General features: G+C 62.5%; 26 protein-coding genes. 3 read left to right on the top strand and 23 right to left on the bottom strand.

Going from position 1 to position 25,629, the window contains the following annotated elements:
* Nucleotides 1-8: 8 nt before the first annotated feature.
* The 8 genes from hflX to dusB form a co-directional block, all read right to left on the bottom strand.
* The gene (gene hflX, locus CKW40_RS29555; RefSeq protein WP_095203342.1) at nt 9-1,400 is read right to left on the bottom strand and encodes a GTPase HflX; all 1,392 of its coding nucleotides are present in this window, start codon (nt 1,398-1,400) and stop codon (nt 9-11) included.
* Nucleotides 1,401-1,646, bottom strand: a complete 246-nt coding sequence (gene hfq, locus CKW40_RS29550) for an RNA chaperone Hfq (RefSeq protein ID WP_006202172.1) — start codon at nt 1,644-1,646, stop codon at nt 1,401-1,403.
* 145 nt (nt 1,647-1,791) lie between these two features.
* Nucleotides 1,792-2,655, bottom strand: coding sequence for a D-amino-acid transaminase (locus CKW40_RS29545; RefSeq protein ID WP_095203341.1), 864 nt, complete (start codon nt 2,653-2,655; stop codon nt 1,792-1,794).
* A gap of 101 nt (nt 2,656-2,756) precedes the next feature.
* Nucleotides 2,757-4,118, bottom strand: coding sequence for a nitrogen assimilation response regulator NtrX (gene ntrX, locus CKW40_RS29540; RefSeq protein WP_010909346.1), 1,362 nt, complete (start codon nt 4,116-4,118; stop codon nt 2,757-2,759).
* Nucleotides 4,108-6,393 carry a sensor histidine kinase NtrY-like gene (locus tag CKW40_RS29535; RefSeq protein WP_095203340.1) on the bottom strand — a complete coding sequence of 762 codons (2,286 nt, stop codon included), beginning with the start codon at nt 6,391-6,393 and terminating at the stop codon, nt 4,108-4,110. The genes ntrX and CKW40_RS29535 overlap by 11 nt, the downstream gene beginning before the upstream one ends.
* Nucleotides 6,394-6,521: 128 nt before the next feature.
* Nucleotides 6,522-7,982, bottom strand: coding sequence for a nitrogen regulation protein NR(I) (gene ntrC / locus CKW40_RS29530; protein WP_019858034.1), 1,461 nt, complete (start codon nt 7,980-7,982; stop codon nt 6,522-6,524).
* A complete protein-coding gene (locus tag CKW40_RS29525) occupies nt 7,979-9,121 on the bottom strand; it encodes a two-component system sensor histidine kinase NtrB (RefSeq protein WP_095203339.1) in 1,143 nt (380 codons plus the stop codon). The genes ntrC and CKW40_RS29525 overlap by 4 nt, the downstream gene beginning before the upstream one ends.
* A complete protein-coding gene (gene dusB / locus CKW40_RS29520) occupies nt 9,118-10,146 on the bottom strand; it encodes a tRNA dihydrouridine synthase DusB (RefSeq protein ID WP_095203338.1) in 1,029 nt (342 codons plus the stop codon). The genes CKW40_RS29525 and dusB overlap by 4 nt, the downstream gene beginning before the upstream one ends.
* 231 nt (nt 10,147-10,377) lie before the next feature.
* Between dusB and CKW40_RS29515 the strand changes: the two genes are divergently transcribed.
* Together CKW40_RS29515 and CKW40_RS29510 are read left to right on the top strand one after the other, a co-directional pair.
* Nucleotides 10,378-11,601 carry a bifunctional 2-C-methyl-D-erythritol 4-phosphate cytidylyltransferase/2-C-methyl-D-erythritol 2,4-cyclodiphosphate synthase gene (locus CKW40_RS29515; RefSeq protein ID WP_095203337.1) on the top strand — a complete coding sequence of 408 codons (1,224 nt, stop codon included), beginning with the start codon at nt 10,378-10,380 and terminating at the stop codon, nt 11,599-11,601.
* A complete protein-coding gene (locus tag CKW40_RS29510) occupies nt 11,598-12,080 on the top strand; it encodes a CinA family protein (protein ID WP_095203336.1) in 483 nt (160 codons plus the stop codon). The genes CKW40_RS29515 and CKW40_RS29510 overlap by 4 nt, the downstream gene beginning before the upstream one ends.
* A 23-nt stretch (nt 12,081-12,103) precedes the next feature.
* Here the strand turns inward: CKW40_RS29510 and CKW40_RS29505 are convergent, their stop codons facing one another.
* The 11 genes from CKW40_RS29505 to eno form a co-directional block, all read right to left on the bottom strand.
* Complete coding sequence (locus tag CKW40_RS29505; RefSeq protein ID WP_095203335.1) at nt 12,104-12,559, bottom strand: type II toxin-antitoxin system RatA family toxin; 456 nt, start codon at nt 12,557-12,559, stop codon at nt 12,104-12,106.
* Nucleotides 12,560-12,571: 12 nt separating this feature from the next.
* Nucleotides 12,572-13,537, bottom strand: coding sequence for a lipoyl synthase (gene lipA / locus CKW40_RS29500; protein ID WP_095203334.1), 966 nt, complete (start codon nt 13,535-13,537; stop codon nt 12,572-12,574).
* Between the two features lie 137 nt (nt 13,538-13,674).
* Nucleotides 13,675-13,932: a GlsB/YeaQ/YmgE family stress response membrane protein gene (locus CKW40_RS29495; RefSeq protein WP_095203333.1), complete on the bottom strand. Its 258-nt coding sequence runs from the start codon at nt 13,930-13,932 to the stop codon at nt 13,675-13,677.
* A gap of 99 nt (nt 13,933-14,031) precedes the next feature.
* Nucleotides 14,032-15,480, bottom strand: a complete 1,449-nt coding sequence (gene lpdA, locus CKW40_RS29490) for a dihydrolipoyl dehydrogenase (protein ID WP_095203332.1) — start codon at nt 15,478-15,480, stop codon at nt 14,032-14,034.
* Nucleotides 15,481-15,495: 15 nt separating this feature from the next.
* Complete coding sequence (locus tag CKW40_RS29485; protein ID WP_095203331.1) at nt 15,496-16,134, bottom strand: SGNH/GDSL hydrolase family protein; 639 nt, start codon at nt 16,132-16,134, stop codon at nt 15,496-15,498.
* Nucleotides 16,131-16,553: a hypothetical protein gene (locus tag CKW40_RS29480; RefSeq protein ID WP_095203330.1), complete on the bottom strand. Its 423-nt coding sequence runs from the start codon at nt 16,551-16,553 to the stop codon at nt 16,131-16,133. Before CKW40_RS29480 ends, CKW40_RS29485 begins: the two co-directional genes overlap by 4 nt.
* Before the next feature lie 14 nt (nt 16,554-16,567).
* Nucleotides 16,568-17,944 carry a pyruvate dehydrogenase complex dihydrolipoamide acetyltransferase gene (locus CKW40_RS29475; protein WP_095203329.1) on the bottom strand — a complete coding sequence of 459 codons (1,377 nt, stop codon included), beginning with the start codon at nt 17,942-17,944 and terminating at the stop codon, nt 16,568-16,570.
* A gap of 332 nt (nt 17,945-18,276) precedes the next feature.
* On the bottom strand, nt 18,277-19,662 hold the full coding sequence (locus CKW40_RS29465) for a pyruvate dehydrogenase complex E1 component subunit beta (RefSeq protein ID WP_095203327.1): 1,386 nt from the start codon (nt 19,660-19,662) through the stop codon (nt 18,277-18,279).
* Nucleotides 19,663-19,677: 15 nt separating this feature from the next.
* Entirely contained in the window at nt 19,678-20,715 is a 1,038-nt protein-coding gene (gene pdhA, locus CKW40_RS29460) for a pyruvate dehydrogenase (acetyl-transferring) E1 component subunit alpha (RefSeq protein ID WP_095203326.1), read from the bottom strand.
* A 192-nt stretch (nt 20,716-20,907) separates the two neighbouring features.
* The gene (locus CKW40_RS29455; RefSeq protein WP_095203325.1) at nt 20,908-21,231 is read right to left on the bottom strand and encodes an FtsB family cell division protein; all 324 of its coding nucleotides are present in this window, start codon (nt 21,229-21,231) and stop codon (nt 20,908-20,910) included.
* Between the two features lie 157 nt (nt 21,232-21,388).
* On the bottom strand, nt 21,389-22,663 hold the full coding sequence (gene eno / locus CKW40_RS29450) for a phosphopyruvate hydratase (protein ID WP_095203324.1): 1,275 nt from the start codon (nt 22,661-22,663) through the stop codon (nt 21,389-21,391).
* Between the two features lie 199 nt (nt 22,664-22,862).
* Here eno and CKW40_RS45410 point away from each other — a divergent pair, with 199 nt between their 5' ends.
* Complete coding sequence (locus CKW40_RS45410) at nt 22,863-22,988, top strand: hypothetical protein (RefSeq protein ID WP_095203323.1); 126 nt, start codon at nt 22,863-22,865, stop codon at nt 22,986-22,988.
* A gap of 61 nt (nt 22,989-23,049) precedes the next feature.
* Here CKW40_RS45410 and CKW40_RS29440 read toward each other — a convergent pair whose 3' ends face one another.
* The 4 genes from CKW40_RS29440 to CKW40_RS29425 form a co-directional block, all read right to left on the bottom strand.
* Nucleotides 23,050-23,415 carry a PRC-barrel domain-containing protein gene (locus CKW40_RS29440; protein ID WP_095203373.1) on the bottom strand — a complete coding sequence of 122 codons (366 nt, stop codon included), beginning with the start codon at nt 23,413-23,415 and terminating at the stop codon, nt 23,050-23,052.
* Nucleotides 23,416-23,498: 83 nt separating this feature from the next.
* Entirely contained in the window at nt 23,499-23,702 is a 204-nt protein-coding gene (locus CKW40_RS29435; protein WP_027045027.1) for a dodecin family protein, read from the bottom strand.
* Nucleotides 23,703-23,788: 86 nt separating this feature from the next.
* Complete coding sequence (gene kdsA / locus CKW40_RS29430; protein ID WP_095203322.1) at nt 23,789-24,649, bottom strand: 3-deoxy-8-phosphooctulonate synthase; 861 nt, start codon at nt 24,647-24,649, stop codon at nt 23,789-23,791.
* On the bottom strand, nt 24,646-25,536 hold the full coding sequence (locus CKW40_RS29425; RefSeq protein ID WP_095203321.1) for a VOC family protein: 891 nt from the start codon (nt 25,534-25,536) through the stop codon (nt 24,646-24,648). The genes kdsA and CKW40_RS29425 overlap by 4 nt, the downstream gene beginning before the upstream one ends.
* Nucleotides 25,537-25,629 lie beyond the last annotated feature (93 nt).

Below are 25,629 nucleotides of genomic sequence, written 5' to 3'. Positions count from 1 at the left end.
GCCTTGGGCTACCCGTTGTTTTTCCTGCGCAATCGGCTTTCGATCTCTTCGCGGGCGCTTTGCGTGGCCTTGAGCGAGATGGTGGCGCTGCCGTCGTCATTGTCGGTGCGCGAAACAATATCGCCATTGCGATAAAGCCAGTCGACAAGACCAAACTGCGCCGGCTCGATCGTCACCGTCAAATCTTCGAGCTCACCCGCCATGCGCGTCTCGATGATTGCCTTCAGCGCATCGATGCCCTCGCCGGTCACCGCCGATATGGCGATCGGCGGCCCCTTGCTGCCGTCGGCGGCGTCGGCAAGCAGGCGGTTCCTGTTGCCTTCGTCGAGCAGATCGATCTTGTTCCAGACTTCGATGACGCGCTTGGTATCGCCGGCGTCGACACCGAGGTCGGCCAGGATGCGCTCGACATCCTCGGCCTGAGCTGCCGTGTCGGGATCGGAGATGTCGCGCAGATGGATGACGAGATCGGCTTCGACCACCTCTTCCAGCGTCGCGCGAAATGCTGCGATCAGATGCGTCGGCAGGTCCGAAATGAAGCCGACCGTATCCGACAGGATGATCGGCGTGCCATGCGGCAGGCGCACGCGGCGCAGCGTTGGGTCGAGCGTGGCAAACAGCATGTCCTGCGCCAGCACGTCTGCCCCGGTCAGCCTGTTGAACAGGGTCGACTTGCCGGCATTGGTGTAGCCGACGATCGCCACCACCGGGAACGGCACCTTCTTGCGCTTGGCGCGATGCAGGTCGCGGGTGCGACGCACCGTTTCCAGCTCGTGCTTCAGCTTGATGATCTTTTCCTGCAACTGCCGCCGGTCGGATTCGATCTGGGTTTCGCCGGGACCGCCGAGGAAGCCGGCGCCGCCGCGCTGGCGCTCGAGGTGGGTCCAGCTGCGGACCAGGCGGCCCTTCTGGTAGTTGAGATGGGCGAGTTCGACCTGCAGCGTGCCTTCCTTGGTGCGGGCACGCTCGCCGAATATCTCGAGGATTAGCCCGGTGCGGTCCAGAACCTTGGCATGCAGTTCTTTCTCGAGATTGCGCTGCTGCACCGGGGTCAGCGGATGGTCGACGATGACCAGTTCCGCGTCCTTCTCCTTGACGATCTCGGCAAACTCTTCGACCTTGCCGCTGCCAAGCAAGGTCGCCGGGCGCGGATCGTTGACGGTCACGACGGCCGTATGGACCGGGTCAAGATTGATGGCGCGGGCAAGGCCGACCGCCTCGTCATGGCGAGCCTCGGCCGAACGCGTCAGTCTTGGGCGGTTCGTCTCGTCGTCGCCACGCGGCTGGCGGGTAAGCACAGGCACAATGACGACAGCCCGGGTCGGCCCCTTGGCTTGCGTCCCGGGATGATGCGCTGGTTTTCCGCGAACAGTCGCGTCCGCGTCCTTCTCACGTGCCAATCAGGCGCCCTGGCTTTCCTCGCCATCGAACATCTGAACCGGCTGGCTCGGCATGATCGTGGAAATGGCGTGCTTGTAGACGAGCTGGGAGTGACCGTCGCGGCGCAGCAGCACACAGAAATTGTCGAACGAAGTGACCACGCCGGTCAGCTTCACGCCGTTGATGAGGAAGATGGTGAGCGGGTTCTTGCTCTTGCGAACTGAATTCAGGAACAGGTCCTGAAGGTTTTGCGATCGTTCCGCCATTGTTCTTGTCTTTCGCCGATCCCCTTCGGTTTGCAAGCCAATGCGCCAAATTGTCGGGCACATGTCAAGCGCGCAAACACCGTCTTGTCGTCAGTAACGACAAGCAGAACGAGATATATTGATGTTCATTCCACCTGTGCGGTTATCAGGCTGGACTTTTTTCCGCAATGTCAAAAAAGGCCTGCCGCAACGAAAGTGTCACAGAGCCGGGGTGCCCGTTGGCCACCGGATCGCCGTCGATGGCCACGACAGGCATGGCAATTGTCGTCGCCGAACTGATGAAAGCCTCGCGCGCCGCCTTGGCCTCGGCAACGGAAAAACCGCGCTCTTCGATCTTCAGGCCGAGCTTTGCCGCCACTTCGAACATGGTCGTGCGGGTGATGCCGCGCAGGATGCCGTGCTCGGCCGGCCTGGTGACCAGGACGCCGTCCCGGGTGACGATCCAGGCGTTCGACGAACCGCCTTCCTTGACGTTGCCATCGGTATCGACGAACCACGCCTCCTGGGCGCCGGCTTCCTTGGCTTTCTGCTTGGCCAATACATTGGGCAGCAGTCCAACCGTCTTGATGTCGACCCGGTCCCAGCGGTTCTCGGGGACGGTGATGACCGCGATACCTGTTTCGGCTCGCTTTGTAGCGGCGGCGGGGTCGGCCTTCCTGGCGGTCACCACCAAAGCCGGCTTGGTGTCCGCCGAAGGGAAGACAAAGTCGCGGCTGGCGACACCGCGCGTCACCTGGACATAGACTAGGCCATTGACGACATGGTTGCGGTTGACCACTTCGCGCAGGATGAGCGGCAGCACGTTGCGCGCGACCGGCCAGGCGATCGACAGTTCGGTCAGCGAGCGGTTCAGCCGGGCCAGATGGCGCGGCATGTCGACGATGAAGCCCCTCGCGACCTCGCAGACCTCATAGACACCGTCGGCGAACTGATAGCCGCGGTCCTCGATATGCACGGAAGCGTCGGCGTGAGCGACGTAGCGCCCGTTGACATAGGCAATGCGCGGCATTGGCGACCCCTGGGAAATTCTCGGGCTGTCTTATGCGATTCCGCCGCTGCCGTAACCGGCAAATGGTTGGCCCACACGCGACTGAATGGACATCGCGCGCGTCAGACGCCCAGCGACTTCAGTTTGCGGTGCAGGGCGGAACGTTCCATGCCGATGAACTCGGCTGTCTTCGAGATGTTGCCGCCAAAGCGGTTGATCTGGGCGATCAGATAGTCCTTCTCGAACTGTTCACGCGCTTCGCGCAACGGCAGCGCCATGATGTGCTGGTCGGATTGATTCGGCGTGCGCGGCATGACATCGCCGATCTCGGACGGCAGAAGGTCCGCGGTGATCGGCGCATCGACGTCGTCGCCGCGCGCCAGGATCATCAGCCGCTCGACATTGTTGCGCAGCTGGCGGACGTTGCCCGGCCAGTTGTGTGCCTGCAGCACGGCCAGCGCGTCGTCGCCGATGCGGCGCGGCTTGATGCCGGCCTGGCGGGCGATCTGTTTCATGAAATTGTCGACGAGATAGGGAATATCCTCGCGTCGCTCGGCCAACCCCGGCACCATGACCGGAACCACCGCCAGGCGGTGGTAGAGATCCTCGCGGAAACGTCCGTCGGCGATCATGGCTTCCAGGTTCTGCGAGGTCGAGGAGATGATGCGGACGTCGACCTTGACCCGCTTTGTGCCCCCCACCCGCTCGAACTGCTGCTCGACCAGCACGCGCAGGATCTTGTTCTGCGTTTCGCGCGGCATGTCGGCCACTTCGTCGATGTAGAGAATGCCGCGGTGGGCCTCTTCCAGCGCGCCGACCTTGCGCTCGACGCCATTCGATTCGGTGCCGAACAGCTCGATCTCCATGCGCTCGGGCGTGATGTTGGCGGCGCTCAGCGTCACGAACGGCGCGCCCTTGCGCGCCGACAGCGTGTGGATGGCGCGCGCCGCCAGTTCCTTGCCCGAGCCCGAAGGGCCAATGATCATCACGCGGCTGTTGGTCGGCGCGACGCGCTCGATGGTCTGGCGCAACTGGCTCATCGCCGACGACATGCCGATCAGGTCGAAGGTCTCGCCGCTGCGCTGCTTGAGGTCGGAAACCTCGCGCCGCAACTTCGAGGTTTCCAGCGCGCGCTCGGCAATGAGGATCAGCCTGTCGGCCTTGAACGGCTTCTCGATGAAATCATAGGCACCGCGGCGGATGGCCGAGACCGCCGTCTCGATGTTGCCGTGGCCGGAGATCATCACCACCGGCAGCGTAGGATGCATGGTCTTGATCTCGTCGAGCAGCGCCAGGCCGTCCAGACGCGAGCCCTGCAGCCAGATGTCGAGGAAAATCAACCTCGGCGCACGATCAGCTATTGCTGCCAGCGCGCTGTCGGCATCGAATGCCGTACGGGTTTCGTGACCTTCGTCGCTCAGGATGCCTGCGACGAGCTCGCGGATGTCTTCCTCGTCATCGACGATGAGAATATCAGACGCCATTACCGACCTTTTCAGTTTCTCTTTCGTGTTCCGTCTTGGCTTCACCGCGCAACGGCATGGCAGCCGCGAGCGGCAGGATGATGCTGATCATCGCACCGCGCCCACCATGGAAATCCGCAGGTGCATCATGAAGTTCCAGCCTGCCACCATGGTCCTCCACGATCTTCTTGACGATAGCGAGACCAAGTCCGGTGCCCTTCTCGCGTGTGGTCATATAGGGCTCGAGCAGCCGTTGGCGATTCTCGCGCGGCAAGCCTTTGCCATTGTCGATGACGTCGATTCGAATCGCGCCATTGTGACGGCCGGCTTGAATCCGGATTATGCCGTGCGAACCGTCCTTCTGTTCCAGCCCGTCGATGGCCTCGGCGGCATTCTTGATCACATTGCCGAACGCCTGCGCCAAAAGGCGGCTGTCGAAGGTGCCCTTCAGCGGTTCGTTGCCGAACACCCGCTCGAAGGTGATGTCGGCGCGGCTGACTTCGACCAGGAACGACGCCTCGCGTAGCGATTCGCGCAGATCGATGGCCTTCATCTCGGGCTTGGGCATGCGCGCGAAGGCGGAGAATTCGTCGACCATGCGGCCGATGTCCTCCACCTGCCGGATGATGGTGTCGGTGCACTGGTCGAAAACCTCGCGGTCCTCAGTGATGACCTTGCCATAGCGGCGCTTGATGCGCTCGGCCGAAAGCTGGATCGGCGTCAGCGGGTTCTTGATCTCGTGGGCGATGCGGCGCGCCACATCCGCCCAGGCAGAAGAACGCTGCGCCTGAACCAGATCGGTGATGTCGTCGACCGTCACGACGTAGGATTTTTCCTCCGAACCGTCGTCGCCCGCCTCGATGGTGATCTGCACGTTGAAGGTGCGCTCGGTGCCGGCGCGGAAGAATGTCACCTGCTCGCGGTAGACGGGTTTGCCCGACTGGCGGCCGATCTCGAAGACGCGGCCGACATGCGGCAGAATGGCGGAAAGGTTCTGCCCGAGCGCGGCGCTGGCGGAGATGGCCAGCATCGATTCGGCCGAACGGTTGACGATGGTGACGATGCCGTAGGGATCGACGCCGATGACGCCGGCGGTGACGCCCGCGAGCACGGCCTCCGAAAAGCGCCGCCGCTCGTCGATCAGGTCTTTTGCCGACAGGATCTCGTTGCGTTGCGATTTGAGCTCCAGCAACATCTTGTTGAAGGTATCGCCGAGCGAAGCGACATCGCCGTCCGAAGGCCTGACGGGAACCGCGACGTCGAGATTGCCGGTCGCCACCTCATCGGCAGCACCGATAAGCTGGCGAATGGGCCGCACGAGACGGTCGGCGACGGCAATGCCGGTCCAGATTGCTGACAGGATGATGATCAGGGTCAGCGATAGGTAGGGCAGCGCGAAGGCCACTTGCGAGGTGCGCCTGTTGTCTTCGAGATTGCGGTATTCGTCGGTGTTGGACCTGACGATCTGCCGCGCCTTGATCACCTCGGGATCGACAAGGCGGATGGTGTAGAGGTAGAGGCCCTCGATCTCGCGCAGCTTGACGATGGCGCCCATGATGTTGCGGGTGCGCGGCTCGATCAGCACCGGTTTTCCTTCGGTGGCGCTGCTGACTGAGCCTTCCGGCGGTTCCGGCATGGCGAAGTCGGCATCCGTCTTGGCGCTCATGACGAACGAGCCGTCGGGCTTGATCAGCGCCGCATGGGCCAGCGACCGGCCCACCGCCTCCTTGTTCAGGAGGTCGAGAAAGCCTGTGCGATCAAGGCCGTAGAGCGTGCGCGACGCATCGAGGTCATAGGCCATCGACAACGTCGTGCCCTGCAAATTGCGGGCATTTTCCTGAACATAGGCATCGGCGATCGACAGCGAGGAATTGACGATCGTCTTGGTGCGGATCTCGAACCAGCGGTCGAGGCCGATATCGAGCGTGATCGAGGCGATGATCGCAACCATGATGGCGGGAATGGCGGCAACCAGCGCGAACATGGCGACGATGCGCACATGCAGCCGCGAGGCCGCCTTGCCATGCCGGCGCGCCATGACGATGCGATGCACTTCGCGTCCGACCAGCGCGCTGAGGAAAAGTACGAAGGCGGCGTTGAGCGCGATCAGCGCCCAGGTCGTCCTGGCGTCAGGCGCGATCGGCGTCGCGCCGACCAGGATGGTGAACGAAATGGCCGCCATGACCAGCGCGCCGACGACCGCCACGACGCCGGGCAGCGCCAGCAGGCGGCGTCCGTCGCGCGCGCCGGGTTCGCTGAAAAGCGGTTGGTTGAGTACAGGTGCCTGCGGAGCCATGTCGCCGTCTGGGAGCCAATGATTGCGTCCGATCTATGCAACGCATTGTGGCGATTATGCAACAAGTGTGACAATGGCGGAAATGTTTCGCCGCTCAGTCCCCTGAAAAGAGTGCGTCAGATCAGAGCTCAGCCCGGCCGCGACGATTTATAAACGTTGACGCCCAGTTCGCGAATCTTCTTGCGCAGCGTGTTGCGGTTCAGCCCCAGCAGTTCCGCAGCCTTGATCTGGTTGCCGCGGGTTGCGGTCATCGAGGCCAGGACCAGCGGATATTCGACTTCGGACAGAATGCGCTGGTAGAGCCCGGCGGGCGGCAATTCGCCGGCAAACGAAGCGAAATAGCGCTGCAGGAAATGCTCGACCGCCTGGCCGATGGAGAGGTCGTCGGGAATGAGGTTGCCGCCGCCGGGTACCACGGGGCGCTCGCCGGTCTTCAGTTCCGCCTCGATGATCTCGGCTGATATTTCGTCCTGCGAATAGAGCGCGGCCAGCCGGCGAACGAGGTTTTCCAGTTCACGCACATTGCCCGGCCAGGGGTAGCGCTTCATCAGTTCGATGCCGCCGGAAGAGATGCGCTTGGTCTGCAGCCCTTCCATCTCGCCAAGCTTGAAGAAGTGGCGCACGAGATCGGGCACGTCCTCGGAACGCTCGCGCAATGCCGGCAGCCTGAGCGGCACGACATTGAGACGATAGAACAGATCCTCGCGGAACAGTCCCTGGTTGATCAGCGTGCGCAGATCCTTGTTGGTGGCGGCGACAATGCGCACATCGGTCTTGATCGGCGTGCGGCCGCCGACCGTGGTGTATTCGCCCTGCTGCAGGACACGCAGCAGGCGCGTCTGCGCCTCCATCGGCATGTCGCCGATCTCGTCGAGGAACAGCGTGCCGCCCTCGGCCTGCTCGAAACGGCCGGTGGAGCGGTTCTGGGCACCGGTAAAAGCGCCCTTCTCGTGGCCGAACAGTTCCGATTCGATGAGATCGCGTGGGATTGCCGCCATGTTGATGGCAACGAACGGCCCGCCGCGACGACGGCCATATTCGTGCAGGGCGCGGGCCACCAGTTCCTTGCCGGTACCGGATTCGCCCGAGATCATCACCGTCAGGTCAGTCTGCATCATGCGCGCCAGCATGCGGTAGATGTCCTGCATGGCCGCCGAACGGCCGACCAACGGCATCGTTTCAGGCTGCTCGTCCGGCCGCGCATCGATCTTCGGCCGCCTTGGCTCCGACAGCGCCCGGTTGACGATGTTGAGCAGTTCGGTCAGGTCGAACGGTTTTGGCAGATATTCGTAGGCGCCGGTCTCGGACGCACGGATCGCCGTCATGAACGTATTCTGGGCGCTCATGACGATGACCGGCAGCTCCGGCCGTGCCTTCTTGATGCGCGGCAGCATGTCGAAGGCGTTCTCGTCCGGCATCACCACATCGGTGATGACCAGATCGCCCTCGCCGGCCGCCACCCAGCGCCATAGCGTCGAGGCGTTGGAGGTCACGCGCACCTCATGGCCAACACGCGACAGCGCCTGATTTAGAACCGTGCGGATCGCCGCATCGTCATCGGCGACGAGAATATTGCCGCGAACCGTCATTTGCGGTCTCCTTCACCGTCTTCTTCAGCGCCGAACGGCGTTTCCTTCCAGGCCGGCATCAGGATGCGGAAGGTGGTTCCGCGTGGGGTCGAATCGCATTCGATGATGCCGCCATGCTCGCCGACGATCTTGGCGACCAACGCCAACCCCAGCCCCGAGCCGTTCGGCTTGGTGGTGATGAAGGGATCGAACAGGATCGGCAGAATATCCTCCGAGACGCCGGAGCCATTGTCGCGCACGCAGAACTCCAGCGGCAACGAGACGCGGTCCTGTGTGCCTGGAACCGAAACGCGAATGCCCGGCCGGAAGGCGGTCGACAGCACGATCTCGCCCTGTGGGTCGCTGCCGATTGCCTCGGCGGCGTTCTTGACCAGGTTCAGGAACACCTGGATCAGCTGGTCACGATTGGCGAATACCGGAGGCAATGATGGATCATAGTCCTCCAACATCTTGATTCTCTTGGCAAAACCGTTCTTTGCGATCGCCTTCACATGGTCGAGCACGACATGGATGTTGACGGGATAGCGATCGATCGGCCGCTCGTCGGAAAACACCTCCATGCGATCAACCAGCGAGACGATTCGGTCCGTCTCGTCGGTGATCAGTCGGGTCAGCGCACGGTCTTCGTCGGAGGCGGATAGTTCGAGCAGTTGCGCGGCGCCGCGAATGCCGGAGAGCGGGTTCTTGATTTCATGGGCGAGCATCGCCGCCAGGCCGGTCACCGAGCGCGCCGCACCGCGATGCGTCATCTGGCGGTCGATCTTGTCGGCCATCGACCGCTCCTGGAACATGACCACGACGGAGCCCGGGAATTCCGGTACCGGCGCGACATAGAGATCGACGACCTTCTCGATGCCGAGGCGTGGCGACGACACATCGACGCGGTACTCGTTGACCGGAGCCCGGCGCTCGCGCACCTGATCGACCAGCGTCAGCAGCGGGCTGCCGAAGGGGATCAGCTTGGACAGAGTGTTGCGCGCCAGCATGGTTGCGCTGGAGCGAAAGAAGTCCTCGGCATCGGCATTGGCGAAGGTGATGAACCCTTCCTCGCTGATCATGATCACCGGGCGCCGGATCGTGTTGAGGACGATCTGGGCGGCATTCGGCGTCTCGATGCCTTGGCCAGCGGTGGCGTTCATGCGGCGCTCCGCAGGTTCAAGGATTGCGGATCACGCGAGAACACATTTCGCAGCAAGGCAATGACACGGGCCGGCTCGAACGTGGTCATGATCGCTTTTCGGTCGTCATCGGCGACGCCGACGGCATGGCGATCGAGATACCAGCCCAGATGCTTGCGCGCCTGGCGTAGGCCGCTCTCGACGCCATAAAGCGCCAGCATGTCCTCGTAGTGGGCGACGATATAGTCGGCCAGAGCCGCGGGAGTCTGAGGCAGGTCGGTCACCGTTTTGCCTGCGGCTACGGCTGCGATGCCACCGGCGATCCAAGGCGCGCCATAATGGGCACGGCCGACCATCACGGCATCGGCGCCGGATTGGTCGAGAATGGCGGCTGCGTCGGCCGGGGAGCAGACATCGCCATTGGCAACGACGGGAATCGACACCGCTTCCTTGACGCGGGCGATGGCACGCCAGTCGGCCTTGCCCTGATAGAACTGGCAGCGCGTGCGGCCGTGCACCGTCACCATCTTGACGCCCGCCTGCTCGGCACGGCGCGCCAGGACGGGCGCATTGAGCGCGCCCTCGTCCCAGCCGAGCCGCATCTTGACCGTCACCGGCACTTTGACCGCGCCAACCACGGCCTCGATCAGCGACAGCGCATGGTCGAGATCCAGCATCAATGCCGAACCGGCATAACCGCCGGTGACCTTCTTGGCCGGACAGCCCATATTGATGTCGATGATGTCGGCGCCCTCGCCGGCGGCGATGCGCGCGCCTTCGGCCATGTGTGCCGCTTCGCGGCCAGCCAGCTGCACCATATGGACGGGCAGGCCGGAATGACGTATGCGCAGGTCGAAGCCGGCCCTGCCCTTGGCGAGTTCGCCGCTTGCCACCATTTCGGACACGACCAGGCCCGCGCCATGCGCATGGGCGCGTCGCCGGAAAGGCTCGTCGGTGATGCCCGACATCGGTGCGAGGAATACGCGATTGCGGATTTCCACGCCGCCGACGCCGAGAGGCGCGGCCAATTTGGTCAGGTTAACCATGCACAAAAACCAAGCATGTCCATTCGTTGCACATTCTCTAGCCATATCGGCCGCAATGTGCAACGCGGAATGACGCCACATTAAGGCGCAATTGGGAAAATCCCGGCCTTCGATTTTTGCCGCAACCAGGGCGCCGCGCGTCCTTCAAGACGCTTTGGAGTTCAAATTTGACGCACGATCTTTTTGGAAAACCAATTACACTTTTGGGGATCGTGCGCTAAGCCAATCGCCATGACTGACGGAAGTGAAAACGCGAGCGCGACAGGTGGGGTTGCGGTGGTGATCGTCGCCGCCGGCCGCGGCGCTCGTGCCGGACAGGCCAACGGGCCCAAGCAGTACCAGAACATCGGTGGCCGCGCCGTCATTGCACATACGCTGGAGATGTTTCTGGCCCATCCGCGAACCGGCCGGATTGTCGTCGCCATCCACGCCGACGACCACGAACTGTTCCGGCAAGCGGCGGGCACCCAGGCTGAGCGTGTCACCGCCGTCATTGGCGGACCGACCAGGCAGGAGTCCGTCCGGCTGGGGCTGCTTGCGCTCAAAGACCACGCGCCGGATCAGGTTCTGATTCACGATGCCGTCCGACCGTTCGTCGACGCGGAGTTGATCGACCGCACCATCGCCGCCATTGGCGAGAACGAGGGGGCGTTGCCCGCCCTGCCCGTCGCCGACACGCTGAAGCGCGAGTCGGCTGCCGGCGTCGTCGCGGAAACCGTTTCCCGCAGCGGGCTGCATGCGGCGCAAACGCCACAAGGTTTTCCCTATGGGCCAATCCTTGCCGCACACGACAAGGCCCATCAGCTGGGCCGGCTGGACTTCACCGACGACGCGGCCATCGCCGAATGGGCGCATATTCCAGTCAAGCTCGTTCCCGGCTCGCCGGACAATGTCAAACTCACCTGGGCACGGGACATCGCCATGGCGCACCAGCGGCTTTCCAGCGAACGTACACACTTCCCCGACATCCGTACCGGCAACGGCTACGACGTCCACGCCTTCGAGCCCGGCGACCATGTCACCCTGTGCGGCGTCGCCATTCCGCACGGCAAAAAACTGTCCGGCCATTCCGATGCCGATGTCGGCCTGCACGCTTTGACCGACGCGCTGCTGGCGACCTGCGGCGCCGGCGACATCGGCACGCATTTTCCGCCGTCGGATCCGCAGTGGAAGGGTGCTGCGTCGCGGATCTTCGTCGAGCATGCGGCCAAAGTGGTGCGCGAACGCGGCGGACGCATCGCCAATGCCGACATCACACTGATCTGCGAGGCGCCGCGCGTCGGGCCGCACCGCGAGGCGATGACGGCAGCCCTGTCGCAGATGCTGGGGATTTCCGCCGATCGCATCTCGATCAAGGCGACAACCAATGAGAAGCTCGGCTTCGTCGGCCGCGAGGAAGGCATCGCGGCGATCGCCACCGCCAGCGTGGTGTTCCCCGGCGAGGTGCCGGAATGAGCAACGCCGAACTCGCAAACGCCCTGCTGCTGGCCTGCCAGCAACGTGGCATCATGCTGGCGACAGCCGAAAGCTGCACCGGCGGCCTGATCATCGCCGCGCTCACCGACATTGCCGGCTCCTCCGCCGTGGTCGACCGCGGCTTCATCACCTATTCCAACGAAGCCAAGATGGAGATGCTCGGCGTTTCCGCCGAAACGCTCGACGCGCATGGAGCTGTGTCGCGCGAAACAGTGCTGGAGATGGCGGCCGGCGCGCTGACGCATTCGCGCGCGAGCCTTTCTCTTGCCGTTACCGGCATTGCCGGTCCAAGCGGCGGTTCAGCTGACAAGCCGGTCGGTCTCGTCTGGTTCGGCCTTGCCCTGGCCGGCCAGCCGGTTGTCGCCGAGCGCCAGCTGTTTGGCCACAAGGGCCGCGAATTCATCCGCCACGAGACGGTGAGACACGCGCTGCAGCTCGGCCTGCGCGCGTTTGGATAAGGCACGGATTCACCGCGATGGCGTCAGGCCGGCTTAACCCCGTAGATGATGTCGGCACGCTTCTCGAAGGCCTCGGAAAACATGCGGAAGCCGCGGTCGAACATCGTTCCCATCAGCACGCCGAGAATGCGGCTCTTGAACTCATAGTCGATGAAGAAGTGGACCTCGCAACCGCTATCGGCCGGGTCGAAGCGCCAGATGTTGCTGAGGTATTTGAACGGGCCGTCGATATATTTGACGTCGATGGTCTTCTCGTCGGGCTTCAGTAGCACCTGCGTAGTGAAGGTCTCGCGGATCGCTTTGTAGCCGATGCTCATGTCGGCGAGGAGAATGGTGCGGCCGTCGCGCTCTTTGCGAGAGCGCACGGCCAGCGCCTCGCACAGCGGCAGGAATTGCGGGTAAGCCTCGACATCGGCGACCAGCCTGAACATTTCTTCCGGCGTATGGGCGACGCGACGGGTGGCTTCGAATTTCGGCATGAAGACGGGTTGTCAGCTGGTTTTTCTGAGCTGTGCTTCCCGCGCCGCGCGCAGCCGGGCGAAATCGTCGCCGGCATGGTGCGATGAGCGCGTCAGCGGGCTCGATGCCACCAGCAGGAAACCCTTTGTCCGGCCGATGGTCTCGAAGGACTTGAACTCCTCGGGAGTGACGAAGCGGATCACCGGATGGTGCTTCTTCGACGGCTGCAGATATTGGCCGATGGTCATGAAGTCGACATTGGCCGAACGCAAATCGTCCATCAGCTGCAGGATTTCATTCCGCTCCTCGCCCAGGCCGACCATGATGCCGGACTTGGTGAAGATCGACGGATCGAGTTCCTTGACCCGCTGCAACAGCCGGATCGAGTGGAAGTAGCGGGCGCCCGGGCGGACCGTCAGATAGTTCGACGGCACGGTTTCGAGATTGTGGTTGAAGACGTCGGGCTTGGCCGCCACGACGACTTCGAGCGCACCATCCTTGCGCAGGAAATCGGGCGTCAGGATTTCGATCGTCGTTGAGGGCGTCGCCGCCCTGATGGCGCGAATGACTTCGGCGAAATGCTGTGCGCCGCCATCGGCGAGATCGTCGCGGTCGACCGAGGTGATGACGACGTGGCTAAGGCCCATCTGCTTGACGGCATGCGCGACGCGCGCTGGCTCATCGGCATCGAGCGCGGTCGGAATGCCGGTGGCGACATTGCAAAAGGCGCAGGCGCGCGTGCAGATCTCGCCCATGATCATGAAGGTGGCGTGCTTCTTTTCCCAGCATTCGCCAATGTTTGGGCAGCCGGCCTCTTCGCAGACCGTCACCAGCTTGTGCGATTTCACGATCTCGCGTGTCTCGGCGTAACCCTTCGAGACCGGCGCCTTGACGCGGATCCAGTCGGGCTTGCGCAGCACCTCCTGGTCGGGCTTGTGCGCCTTCTCGGGGTGCCGCAGCCGCGGCGCGTTGGCGATCGTGTCGAGGACAGTGACCATCTGAACCCTGGCTTTTCTTGCGACCGCCCGTCGGCGATCGTCACGTTTACGTCATCTAGGACTTTTCAGCACAAAGAAAAAGGCTGCAGCAGCGCATGCCGCTACAACCGTTTTCGCATAGAAGGGAACAATATCGACTAGCGGCGCACCAGACGACCGACCCAGATCAGCAGGCAGGCACCGATGAAGCCGGTGATCAGATAGGCGGTCCAGCCGACGCCGAACGGACCGAAATTGAGCGCCTGCAGGAGGGCGTTCAACACGACCGCACCAACGATACCCATGATAATGTTCATGAAAATTCCGGTGTTGCTCTTCATGACCATTTCGGCGAGCCAGCCTGCCAGGCCGCCGATGATGATGGCTGCGATCCAGCCCACGCCGTTCAAGTGCATATGCCTTCTCCTTACGCGCGTAAAAATGCATCCGGAAACGAACTGCCTTGCCGTCGAACTCCTGCGGCTTTCGCGGCTGAGTCTCTCGCGGCGAATCTATCATGCGTTCAAGGCGCGGCCATAGGCGTCGAGCACGCTTTCCTTCATCATCTCCGACAGCGTCGGATGCGGGAAGATGGTGTGCATCAGCTCTTCCTCGGTCGTCTCGAGGTTCATCGCCACGACAAAGCCCTGGATCAGTTCGGTCACCTCGGCACCAACCATATGGGCGCCCAACAGCTGACCGGTCTTCTTGTCGAAGATGGTCTTGATGAAACCCTGGTCCTCGCCAAGCGCGATCGCCTTGCCGTTGGCGGCGAACTGGAAGCGGCCGACACGGATATCCTTGCCTTCGGCCTTGGCTTTGGCTTCCGTCAGGCCGACGGAAGCGACCTGCGGATTGCAGTAGGTGCAGCCGGGTATCTTGAGCTTGTCGATGGCGTGCACGCCGGGGAAGTTGGCGATTTTCTCGATGCACACCACGCCCTCGTGCTCGGCCTTGTGAGCAAGCATGGGCGGGCCGGCGACATCGCCGATGGCGTAGATGCCCGGTACGTTCGTCTTGCCGTGACCGTCGACGACGACGCAACCGCGGTCCGTCTTCACGCCGAGCGCTTCAAGCCCGAGGCCCTCGATATTGCCCTGCACGCCGACAGCCGAGATCATGCGGTCGGCGGTGATCTTCTCGACCTTGCCGTCCTTCATCTCGACATGCGCGGTGACCGAGTTGACACCCTTCTCGACCTTGGTCACCTTGGCTTCGAGGATGATCTTCATGCCTTGCTTCTCGAATTGCTTCTGCGCGAATTTCGAGACTTCGGCATCCTCGACCGGCATCACCGCCGGCAGCAGTTCGACCACCGTCACGTCGGCGCCCATGGTGCGGTAGAAGGAGGCGAATTCGATGCCGATGGCGCCCGAGCCCATCACCAACAGCGACTTCGGCATCTCCTTCGGCACCATGGCTTCGAAATAGGTCCAGATGAGCTTGCCGTCCGGTTCGATGCCGGGCAGCGCGCGCGGCCGGGCGCCGGTCGCCAGGATGATGTGCTTGGCGGTGTAGGTGCCCTCGCCCTTGACGCCCTTCGGCACCGGCGGCTGCGGTTCCATCGGCTTCTTGGCCGTCTTGGAGACGACGATTTCACCGGGCTTCGACAGCTTGGCTTCACCCCAGATGACGTCGACCTTGTTCTTCTTCATCAGGAAGGCGACGCCCCCATTGAGCCGCAGCGAGACTTTTCGCGAACGGTCGACCACGGCCGATGTGTCGGCACTGATCTTGCCACCTTCGAGCTTCAGCCCGTAATCCTCCAAGTGATCGGAATAGTGCATGATCTCGGCCGAACGCAGCAGCGCCTTGGTCGGGATGCAGCCCCAGTTGAGGCAGATGCCGCCGAGATGCTCGCGCTCGACGATCGCCGTCTTGAAGCCGAGCTGGGCGGAACGCACCGCCGTGACGTAGCCGCCGGGGCCGGAGCCGATGATGATGACGTCGTAGTTCTCAGCCACGGATTTTCTCCTTATTCACTGTTCCAGCATGCCGCGCACGACAGGCGCCAAGGCCTTGCCGATGTTGCGCGTATTTTCGGCGTCGAGATGAACGCCGTCGAGCGGTGTACATTTGGCGGCGCTCGCGGCATCAAAAAAGCCGCAGCCCATCTCGTCGGCGGCGGTTTGATAGAAGCCGGCGAGCTTGGGCGACTCGATTGCGCCGGTCCCCAACATTTCTGCGTAGTCCGCCTTGCGGGTCTCCACGATATGCGGCGGCGCAACCAGAATAATCCCGGGGGTGGCGCCGCCGAACGGATAGGCGTGCCCCCGCACGATCTCGACGAGGCGCCGCATGCCATAGGACGCAATCACCGCGCTGCCGTGAATCGACGGCTTCATGTCGTTCGAGCCAAGCATGATGACGATCAGATCGATCGGCGAATGCGTGCTCAGGATCGTCGGCAATACCCGCGCGCCGTTTCGGTCCGCGGCCGACAGGAAGTCGTCATAGGCCGTGGTGCGACCACCCAGTCCCTCGGCAATGACGCGGAAGCCCGGTCCGAGCGCTGTCGCCAGCGCGGTTGGCCACTGGTCTTCATAGTCATGTCGACCCAAAGTCTCCGGGTTGTGGCCCCAGGTCAGCGAGTCGCCGTAGCAAAGAACTGTCTTCATGCACCCACACCCATTTGTGCCTTGATCAAACCGCGTCTCACGCGCCAGCGCACGAACAACCATTGCAAAATGATGGTCACCAGGCCCGGCAGACCAAGGCCGGTTACCATTGGAATGTCGTTCTTCACCACCGCGGCGCTGCTATCGCTGTAGAGGATCAGCGCGATCAACAGGACGAGCAACACCACAAACACAATCAGCGTCCACTTGCCCGTCCTGGCCACGGCCGCGACCGGATCATTCATCAACTGCGCCACGAAGAAGACGAAGGTGACGACACACGTCACCAGCACCGAGAACATGAAGACGATGATGTATTCTTCCTCGGCACCGGTAGCGACGGCCAGTTGCTGCGCGACCAGGCCGCCGACAAAACCGGAAAGGATGAAGGCAAAAAGGCTGGTGAAGAATTTCCGCACCGCCTTTTCCTTTCCTAGACCAGCATGCCCATCGGGTTTTCGATCAGCCGCTTGAAGGCGACCAGCAGCTCGGCGCCGAGCGCGCCGTCGACAGCGCGATGGTCGGTCGACAGCGTCACCGACATCACGGTGGCGATCTTGATCTCGCCATTCTTGACCACCGCCCGCTCTTCACCCGCGCCGACCGCCAGGATCGTCGCATGCGGCGGGTTGATGACAGCGGCAAAATCCTTGATGCCGAACATGCCGAGATTGGAGACGGCCGTGGTGCCGCCCTGATACTCTTCCGGCTTCAGCTTGCGACTGCGGGCACGGCTCGCCAGATCCTTCATCTCGTTGGAGATGGTCGACAGCGTCTTTTCATCCGCCTTACGGATAATCGGCGTGATCAGGCCACCCGGGATCGACACGGCAACGCCGACATCGGCATGCTTGTGCTTGACCATGGCGCTTTCGGTCCATGAGGCATTGGCATCCGGCACCGCCTTCAGCGCCATCGCCATCGCCTTGATCACCATGTCGTTGACCGACAACTTGTAGGCGGGAGCCTCGCCCTTATCGGTCTTCTTCATCGGCGCGGCCGCATTGATCTGCGTGCGCAGCGCCAGCAGGGCGTCGAGCTCGCAGTCGAGCGTCAGGTAGAAATGCGGGATGGTGGATTTTGCTTCGACCAGGCGCCGCGCAATGGTCTTGCGCATATTGTCGTGCGGGACGAGCTCGTATGAGCCCTGCTCGAACAGCTTCAGCACCTGATCATCCGACATCGCTTTCACTGCCGGAGCGGCAGAAGCAGCAGCCGGAGCGCCGGCTGGAGCCTTGGCCGCGGGCGCCGCCTTGGCACCGCCACCGGCAATCGCCGCATCGACATCGGCTTTCACCACACGGCCATGCGGGCCGGTGCCGGTCACGGCCGACACATCGACGCCGGCCTCCTTGGCGATGCGGCGCGCGAGCGGCGAGGCGAAGGTGCGCTCGCCAGCCGCATGACCATTGGCGACCGGAGCCGCGTCAGCCTTGGGCGCGGGGGCGGCAGGTTCGGCCTTTGGCGCCTCGGCCTTTGGTGCTTCCGCCTTGGCATCCGCCTTTGGCGCCTCGGCTTTCGCTGGTGCAGCAGCACCACCGCTTTTCGCGGCGGCGCCTGCGTCCTCGCCTTCAGCGGCAAGCACGGCAATCAGCGCATTGACCTTGACGCCTTCGGTGCCGGCCGGGACGACGAGCTTTGCGACCGTTCCCTCATCGACGGCTTCGACTTCCATCGTCGCCTTGTCGGTCTCGATCTCGGCAATGACATCGCCCGGCGAAACCTTGTCGCCCTCTTTCACGAGCCACTTGGAAAGATTGCCCTCTTCCATCGTGGGCGAGAGCGCCGGCATGGTGATGTTGATTGGCATAGTTACTCTCCCTACAGGCCAGCCGGCCTAACCACGGCAAGTTCCAGACGTTTGCCTCCGAATTCCTTGCCAATCGACCTTGCCAAGAAAAAATTCAGACAGAGGAATGAGGCCGCGAGACCGAGGCACGCTCCACCAACGGTGCTCATTGATCGAATCACTTCGAGGCGAACTCCGAAAATCGCGCCAGTCAATCCAACGGCGAACCCAAAAACCGCCCCAGCCAAAAACCCACACGCGATGCTGGACAGAAAGCTCCGCCAATACAGCGACCAAGCGATTCCTCTGACATCTGCCATCGTGGCCATTTCTGCTCCCCCACAAAAAGCCTGTTAGCGATATGTGACTGCCTTAACCGCCTCGATGACCTCGCCGACATTCGGCAATGCCAGCTTTTCGAGGTTTGCCGCATAAGGCATCGGCACGTCCTTGCCGGCAATGGTGATGACCGGCGCGTCGAGGAAATCGAAAGCGCGCTGCGAGACCTGGTTGGCGATATGGTCGCCGACCGAACTCTGCGGGAAGCCTTCTTCGACCACGACCAGCCGGTTGGTCTTCTTGACCGAGGCAATGATGGTGTCGAGATCGAGCGGGCGGATGGTGCGCAAATCGATGATCTCGGCATCGATGCCCAGGCCGCGCAGTTCCGCTTCCGCCTTGACCGCATAGGTCATGCCGATGCCGAACGAGACGATGGTGACGTCCTTGCCTTGCTTGTGGATGCGCGCCTTGCCGATCGGCAGCACGAAATCATCCAGCTTCGGCACGTCGAAGGACTGGCCGTAGAGGATTTCGTTCTCGAGGAAGATGATCGGGTTCGGATCACGGATGGCGGCCTTCAGCAAGCCCTTGGCGTCGGCGGCCGTATACGGCATCACCACCTTCAGGCCAGGAATGTGGCTGTACCAGGCGGCGTAGCATTGCGAATGCTGGGCGGCGACACGGGCCGCGGCACCGTTCGGCCCGCGGAACACGATCGGCGCGCCCATCTGGCCGCCGGACATATAAAGCGTCTTGGCGGCCGAGTTGATGATCTGGTCGATAGCCTGCATGGCGAAGTTGAAGGTCATGAATTCGACGATCGGCTTCAGTCCGGCCATGGCCGCACCGACGCCGACGCCGGCAAAGCCATGCTCGGTGATCGGGGTGTCGACGACGCGACGCGGTCCGAATTCCTGCAACAGGCCTTGGGTGATCTTGTAGGCGCCCTGGTATTCGGCGACCTCCTCACCCATGACGAAGACATCGCCGTCGCGGCGCATTTCCTCGGCCATGGCATCGCGCAGCGCTTCGCGCACCGTGGTCGAGACCATCTCGGTGCCGGCAGGGATATCCGGATCGGCGGCGATCTCGGTCTTCGGTGCCGCCGCGACCGGTGCCGCGGCCTCGCTCTTGGCCGCAACCGGTGCCGGTGCAGCCGCATCAGCCTTGGCAGGCTCTTCGCCGATGCCTTCGCCGGCCTTGTCGGTGTCTTCGCCTTCAACCGCAAGCACGGCGATCACCGCGTTGACCTTGACGCCTTCGGTGCCGGCGGGAACCACGATCTTGGCAAGCGTGCCTTCGTCGACGGCCTCGACTTCCATCGTCGCCTTGTCGGTTTCGATCTCGGCGATGACGTCGCCGGCGACGACCTTGTCGCCCTCGTTCTTCAACCACTTGGAAAGATTGCCCTCTTCCATGGTCGGCGAGAGAGCGGGCATGAGAATTTCGATCGGCATGTCCTGGCCCTCCCCTTACAATACGATATCGGTCCAGAGCTCGGACGGATCCGGCTCTGCATCGTTCTGGGCAAATTCGGCGGCGTCGGCGACGATGTCGCGAACCTCCTTGTCGACGGTCTTCAGCTCGTCCTCGGTCGCCCACTTCTTCTCGATCAGCCGCGCCTTGACCTGCTCGATCGGATCATGTTCCGAGCGCATCTTCTGCACTTCCTCCTTCGAGCGGTATTTCGCCGGGTCGGACATCGAGTGGCCGCGGTAGCGATAGGTCTGCATTTCGAGGATCAGCGGGCCATTGCCGGCGCGGCACCATTCGGTGGCGAGATCGCCTGCCGCCTTGACGGCGCGCACGTCCATGCCATCGACCTGGATGCCGGGAATCTTGAAGGAAGCGCCGCGGTGCGAGAAGTCGGTCTCGGCGGAAGAGCGCGAGACCGAGGTGCCCATGGCGTAGCGGTTGTTCTCGATGATGTAGATCACCGGCAGCTTCCACAGCGAGGCCATGTTGAAGCTTTCATAGACCTGGCCCTGGTTGGCGGCGCCATCGCCGAAATAGGTCAGCGAGACGTTGTTGTTGTCGCGATAGCGGTTGGCGAAGGCCAAACCCGTGCCGAGCGACACCTGCGCGCCGACAATGCCGTGGCCGCCGTAAAAATGTTTCTCCTTGGAGAACATATGCATGGAGCCGCCCTTGCCCCGGGACAGGCCGCCGCGGCGCCCGGTCAACTCGGCCATGACGCCACGCGGCGAAAGCTCCATCGCCAGCATGTGACCGTGGTCGCGATAGGCTGTGATCATCTGGTCGCCGTCGATCAGCGCCATCTTCATGCCGGTGACGACAGCTTCCTGGCCGATATAGAGATGGCAGAAGCCGCCGATGAAACCCATGCCGTAGAGCTGGCCGGCCTTTTCCTCGAAGCGGCGGATGAGCAGCATGTGCCGGTAGGCGGCAAGCTCTTCGTCCTTGGTGAATTCAGCAGGCTTGGGCGCGGAAAGCCCTGATTTGCCGTCGGATTTCGATTTGGCAGGCGCTTTTCTGGCTGCGGTGGCCATGCATCACTCCCTGTTGGCGTCTCTTTGCGGACATTAGGCAGGATGAAACCTACCCTGGGAAGATCAGCTCTCCCCACCGATTTATGCAAGGCTAACACGCGTCAGGGCGTTGCGCCATGACGAATTTGCATAGCTGGCATGCGCCTAAGCGATTAAAATCATTGAAAATATTGTCGATTAACTGGAATTCAGTTATTTCGACGAAGCCGGCAACATGATGGTGATTTCGTCAGCCTGGGACAGATTGAGCGCACGGCGCGCCTGCTCGTCGAGCATGTCCTTCTCCAGCGTGCCGTCATGCATGAGCCGAACGCGGCGTTCGAGCTCCATCCGGCGCGCCTTGATCGCATCGAGCTGACCTTGCAGCGCAACCGTCTGAGCTTCCAGCTGATATTTCGAATTGATGCCGAACTCGCCGTGATAGGCGTGGAAGCCGAAATAGGCCAGAAACACCACGCAAAGCGAAGGGATGATCAGCCGGCCGGTGTTTCTCTGCTTGTGCTGACGCGTCCACATAACCGATTCCCCATGGCCGCAAACTCAAACGACCCGGAACCTTTTTCGCCTGATTGTGCTTAACGGACGGTTACGGAGATCGGCCCGGCGATCAGCGAAATGAAAAAGGGCGGGAATGATCCCGCCCTTCACGGTATCCAAGTTCAGTGTTTCCCCATCAGCCCTTGATCACCGACTTGCCGGCGTAACGCGCCTGCTTGCCGAGCTCTTCCTCGATGCGGATCAGCTGATTGTACTTGGCCATGCGGTCGGAGCGCGACAGCGAACCGGTCTTGATCTGTCCGCAATTGGTGGCGACCGCGAGATCGGCGATGGTCGAATCCTCGGTTTCGCCCGAGCGGTGCGACATGACGGCGGTGTAGCCGGCCTTGTGCGCGGTCTCGACGGCGTCGAGCGTTTCCGTCAGCGAGCCGATCTGGTTGACCTTGACCAGGATCGAATTGGCAACGCCCATGCGGATGCCGTCGCGCAGGCGCGCCGTGTTGGTGACGAACAGATCGTCGCCGACCAGCTGCGTCTTCTTGCCGATCAGGTCGGTCAGGTACTTCCAGCCTTCCCAGTCGTCCTCGGCCAGGCCGTCCTCGATCGAGATGATCGGATAATCGGCGGCGAGCTTGGCGAGATACTTGGCCTGGGCCTTGGGATCGCGCGTCTTCTTCTCGCCCTCATAAACGTAATTGCCGTCCTTGAAGAACTCGGTCGCGGCGCAATCGAGGCCGAGCGCGATCTCCTCGCCCGGCTTGAAGCCGGCCTTCTCGATCGATTCCATGATGAAATCGAGCGCCACCGGCGCGCTCTTCAAGTTCGGGGCGAAGCCGCCTTCGTCGCCGACATTGGTGTTGTGGCCGGCATCCTTCAGCTTCTTGCGCAGCGTGTGGAAGATTTCCGAACCCCAGCGCACGGCTTCGCGCAGCGTCGGCGCGCCGACCGGCAGGATCATGAATTCCTGGAAGTCGATCGGATTGTCGGCATGGGCGCCGCCATTGATGATGTTCATCATCGGCACCGGCAGGATGTGCGCCTTGGTGCCGCCGACATAGCGATAGAGCGGCAGGCCGGCAGCGTCGGCAGCGGCCTTGGCCACCGCCAGCGAAACGCCGAGAATGGCATTGGCGCCGAGCCGGCTCTTGTTGGGCGTGGCGTCGAGCTCGATCATGGTCTGGTCGATATGGATCTGATTTTCGGCTTCCATGCCGCCGATCGCCTCGAACAGCTCGCCATTGACCGCCTCGACGGCCTTCAGCACACCCTTGCCGAGATAGCGGGCGCCGCCATCGCGAAGCTCGACGGCTTCGTGGGCGCCGGTCGAGGCGCCCGAGGGCACCGCGGCGCGGCCCATCGAGCCGTCTTCGAGTACGACATCGACCTCGACGGTCGGGTTTCCACGGCTGTCCAGGATTTCACGTCCGACAATGTCGATGATGGCGGTCATTGCGATGTCCCCGATTGATCTGACGAAAGGTCGCGCCCGTCTTAGCCAAAGCGACGCAAAAGGCAATCCGGCCATGGCCGAATAGTGCCGCCCGCCGGATTCACGAAGCGCAAATTTCTGTCATCATAAGTCATGCGCCCGGACATCAATTCCGGGTTATGGCTGTTGTCGCGCGGGGCGAAACAGGAGGAGTTTCGCCATGTCCGAGTGGAGCGGTATCGTGAGTTTGTTCCTGATCGCGGCGGCATTTCTGACGTCGTGCGACACCAAGCAATCGCCACCGAAGGCTTTCGCGCCTTTGCCGGCGTTGAGCATCAGCGAGTAAGCGTTGGCGTTGAATCAAAAAGGGCCCCGTCGCAACGAGGCCCTTTTTGATTGCGGTTGCGTCAATGCCAGTAGGGCGTGACCTTGTAATACTCATAGGACGCGTCGCGCGCCGTCTCGCCATCCGCGCCGGCCAGTTCGTTGATCGAATAGGCGGGCGCCGCCTTCAACTGATCCTTGGAGAAGGGCACGACATAGCCGCCCTTGTCCTCATCATAGTCGAGGCTGGCCCAGGGAACGGCGTGGTACTTCTCGCCAATGCCGAGAAAGCCGCCAAAGCCGATCACCGCGAACATGATGCCATTCGACGTCTTGTCGAGCATGATGTCCTCGATGCTGCCGATGCTCTTGCCTTCGGTGTTGTAGACCGACGTGCCGATGACGCGCGAAGCGGCAATGGCTTCGGTGTGACCTGTCTGGGTTGTCATGATCTGCTCCTCGTTGTCGTTGAACTCTGCTTTGACAATGAGGGGCGCGGGCGAAAGTTCCCGACTTTTTCGGCGGCGGCCGATCACTCCGCGAGGATGAAAGTCACCTTCATGTTGACGCGATAGGCAGCGATCTTGCCGTCCTCGACGACGATCTTCTGATCCTGGATCCAGGCGCCTTCGACGTTCTTCAGGGTTTTCGATGCGCGGGCGATTCCCTTCTCGATGGCGTCTTGAAAACTCTTCTTCGACGATGAGGTGATTTCGGTGACGCGGGCGACGGACATGGCTTTCCTCCTGCCAGGACGCTCATTTGCCGGCCAAGCGTACAACCGGCCCCTCCTGACCACAAGCACCGGCAGGAAGCGTCGGCTCAGCGGCCCTTCGCTATCCGGTCGAAGGCCATCAGCCTTTCGAGAAGCGCCGGCATGTCCTTCAGCGGCAGCATGTTCGGGCCGTCGGAGGAGGTCGAATTGTCGGGATCCTGGTGGGTCTCGATGAAGACGCCGGCGACGCCGACGGCGACGGCCGCGCGAGCCAGCGTTTCGACAAAGCGGCGCTCGCCGCCAGACGAGCCGCCCTGCCCGCCGGGCTGCTGGACCGAATGCGTGGCGTCGAAGATCACTGGAGCGCCGATCTCGGCCATGACAGGCAGTGCGCGCATATCCGACACCAGCGTGTTGTAGCCGAAGGACGCGCCGCGCTCGGTGGTCAAGACGTTGGCGTTGCCGGAACCGGTGATCTTGGCGACCACGTTCTTCATATCCCAAGGCGCGAGGAACTGCCCCTTCTTCACGTTGATCACCTTGCCCGTTTTCGCGGCGGCAACCAGCATGTCGGTCTGGCGCGACAGGAAGGCTGGAATCTGCAGGACATCGACATGCGGCGCGACGATCGCGCACTGTTCCTCGGTGTGGACATCGGTCAGCACGGGAAGCGAAAATTGCTTGCGCAGTTCGTCGAAGACCGGAAGTGCGGCGTCCATGCCGGCGCCGCGCGTTGCCGACAGCGACGTGCGGTTGGCCTTGTCGTAGCTCGTCTTGTAGACGAGGCCGATGCCGAGCTTAGCTGTCAGTTCCTTCAGCGCGCCGGCCATGTCGAAGGCATGCTGGCGCGATTCGAACTGGCACGGGCCGGCGATCAGTGCCAAAGGCGCGTTGTTGTCGAAGACGACGTTGCCGACGGTCACCGACGAATTGGGCGTCATCGAATTGGACGCTTGGGGCTTGCTCATTGGATCTCCCGGAAGATGAAAGCCGCGCCCTGTCCGGTTGCCGGCTGCACGACAATATCACTGCCGGCTATATCGTGCTGGATGGAATTGGCTGCAAGCAGCCGCGACGTAACATCAGTGCTTCGGACGGCAAAGACGATCGCGGCAAAGCGGAGCTTTGTGGATGAACCTGCCGGAATGCCAAAGCGAGCGGTGAAAGATTTGGGGTCGAGCACGCTCAAGGTTGCGTTCGGCAGGAGAAACGCACCGCCCTCGCCGTCGGCGGCAGGATCGTTCACCGCAACGGAGATGAGGCTGGTCTGTTCGGCAGGCTGGTCGCTGACCGCCACCACCTCAAGGATCCCGCTGGCGCCGTTGGCGTGGGCCTGCAGGGCCGCACGGTCCACCTTTGGTGCATTGATCCGCTGGCAGGCAAACAGGAACGCGTCGGTTGCGCCACTGGCCGCGGCAAAGGCCTGTTTGAATGATGCCACGTCGCTTTTGCCCGATGTATCGGTGAAAGCGCGTGAAAAGCTCAGCGTGTTTCCCGCCGACAGGCCGGTTTCGACATAGCGTGCATGGTCGGCATCGGCGTTGCCGGTCCCCAGAACCACCGCGGAAAACCCCTCATCGCCGCGGCTTTCGCGATAGGCACGGTCGCGCGCAACAAAGACGTTGCCTGCGGCGGCGGCCTCGATCGCCGCCTGCTCGCGGCCAATCGCGAGCGGCTCCAGATAGGTGCCGTCGGCGAGGAACACGCAGCAGTTTTCCGTACCAAAGGGATGGATACCGGTCGGCGCAACGACGAAGCCCAGCGAAGTGAGCCGGGCTCGCGCGACCTCGAGGCTCCCGGTCGGCAGAACGAGATGGTCAAGCGGATGCGTGCCGGTGGTTGGTCTGTCGGTCATCGGGCGCGGTTTGCATCATTCCGGAGCGCGGTTCAAGGCCGTTTCCGATCGGCGACCGCCGGGACTTGTCGAGATCCAGAACCGCGCCCGGGA

The sequence above is a fragment of the Mesorhizobium carmichaelinearum genome (genome assembly GCF_900199455.1).
GTDB classification, from domain to species: Bacteria; Pseudomonadota; Alphaproteobacteria; order Rhizobiales; family Rhizobiaceae; genus Mesorhizobium; species Mesorhizobium carmichaelinearum.
Note: the sequence above shows the minus strand (reverse complement) of the source record. Positions and strands in the feature narration are given on the sequence as shown.

Bases quoted from the DNA above. Each gene is read 5' to 3' on its own strand.
- hfq (WP_006202172.1), bottom strand. From the start codon at position 1,646: ATGGCGGAACGATCGCAAAACCTTCAGGACCTGTTCCTGAATTCAGTT.
- CKW40_RS29545 (WP_095203341.1), bottom strand. From the start codon at position 2,655: ATGCCGCGCATTGCCTATGTCAACGGGCGCTACGTCGCTCACGCCGAC.
- ntrX (WP_010909346.1), bottom strand. From the start codon at position 4,118: ATGGCGTCTGATATTCTCATCGTCGATGACGAGGAAGACATCCGCGAG.
- CKW40_RS29535 (WP_095203340.1), bottom strand. From the start codon at position 6,393: ATGGCTCCGCAGGCACCTGTACTCAACCAACCGCTTTTCAGCGAACCC.
- ntrC (WP_019858034.1), bottom strand. From the start codon at position 7,982: ATGACGGTTCGCGGCAATATTCTCGTCGCCGATGACGATGCGGCGATC.
- CKW40_RS29525 (WP_095203339.1), bottom strand. From the start codon at position 9,121: ATGAACGCCACCGCTGGCCAAGGCATCGAGACGCCGAATGCCGCCCAG.
- dusB (WP_095203338.1), bottom strand. From the start codon at position 10,146: ATGGTTAACCTGACCAAATTGGCCGCGCCTCTCGGCGTCGGCGGCGTG.
- CKW40_RS29515 (WP_095203337.1), top strand. From the start codon at position 10,378: ATGACTGACGGAAGTGAAAACGCGAGCGCGACAGGTGGGGTTGCGGTG.
- CKW40_RS29510 (WP_095203336.1), top strand. From the start codon at position 11,598: ATGAGCAACGCCGAACTCGCAAACGCCCTGCTGCTGGCCTGCCAGCAA.
- CKW40_RS29505 (WP_095203335.1), bottom strand. From the start codon at position 12,559: ATGCCGAAATTCGAAGCCACCCGTCGCGTCGCCCATACGCCGGAAGAA.
- lipA (WP_095203334.1), bottom strand. From the start codon at position 13,537: ATGGTCACTGTCCTCGACACGATCGCCAACGCGCCGCGGCTGCGGCAC.
- CKW40_RS29495 (WP_095203333.1), bottom strand. From the start codon at position 13,932: ATGCACTTGAACGGCGTGGGCTGGATCGCAGCCATCATCATCGGCGGC.
- CKW40_RS29485 (WP_095203331.1), bottom strand. From the start codon at position 16,134: ATGAAGACAGTTCTTTGCTACGGCGACTCGCTGACCTGGGGCCACAAC.
- CKW40_RS29475 (WP_095203329.1), bottom strand. From the start codon at position 17,944: ATGCCAATCAACATCACCATGCCGGCGCTCTCGCCCACGATGGAAGAG.
- CKW40_RS29465 (WP_095203327.1), bottom strand. From the start codon at position 19,662: ATGCCGATCGAAATTCTCATGCCCGCTCTCTCGCCGACCATGGAAGAG.
- pdhA (WP_095203326.1), bottom strand. From the start codon at position 20,715: ATGGCCACCGCAGCCAGAAAAGCGCCTGCCAAATCGAAATCCGACGGC.
- CKW40_RS29455 (WP_095203325.1), bottom strand. From the start codon at position 21,231: ATGTGGACGCGTCAGCACAAGCAGAGAAACACCGGCCGGCTGATCATC.
- eno (WP_095203324.1), bottom strand. From the start codon at position 22,663: ATGACCGCCATCATCGACATTGTCGGACGTGAAATCCTGGACAGCCGT.
- CKW40_RS45410 (WP_095203323.1), top strand. From the start codon at position 22,863: ATGTCCGAGTGGAGCGGTATCGTGAGTTTGTTCCTGATCGCGGCGGCA.
- CKW40_RS29440 (WP_095203373.1), bottom strand. From the start codon at position 23,415: ATGACAACCCAGACAGGTCACACCGAAGCCATTGCCGCTTCGCGCGTC.
- CKW40_RS29435 (WP_027045027.1), bottom strand. From the start codon at position 23,702: ATGTCCGTCGCCCGCGTCACCGAAATCACCTCATCGTCGAAGAAGAGT.
- kdsA (WP_095203322.1), bottom strand. From the start codon at position 24,649: ATGAGCAAGCCCCAAGCGTCCAATTCGATGACGCCCAATTCGTCGGTG.
- CKW40_RS29425 (WP_095203321.1), bottom strand. From the start codon at position 25,536: ATGACCGACAGACCAACCACCGGCACGCATCCGCTTGACCATCTCGTT.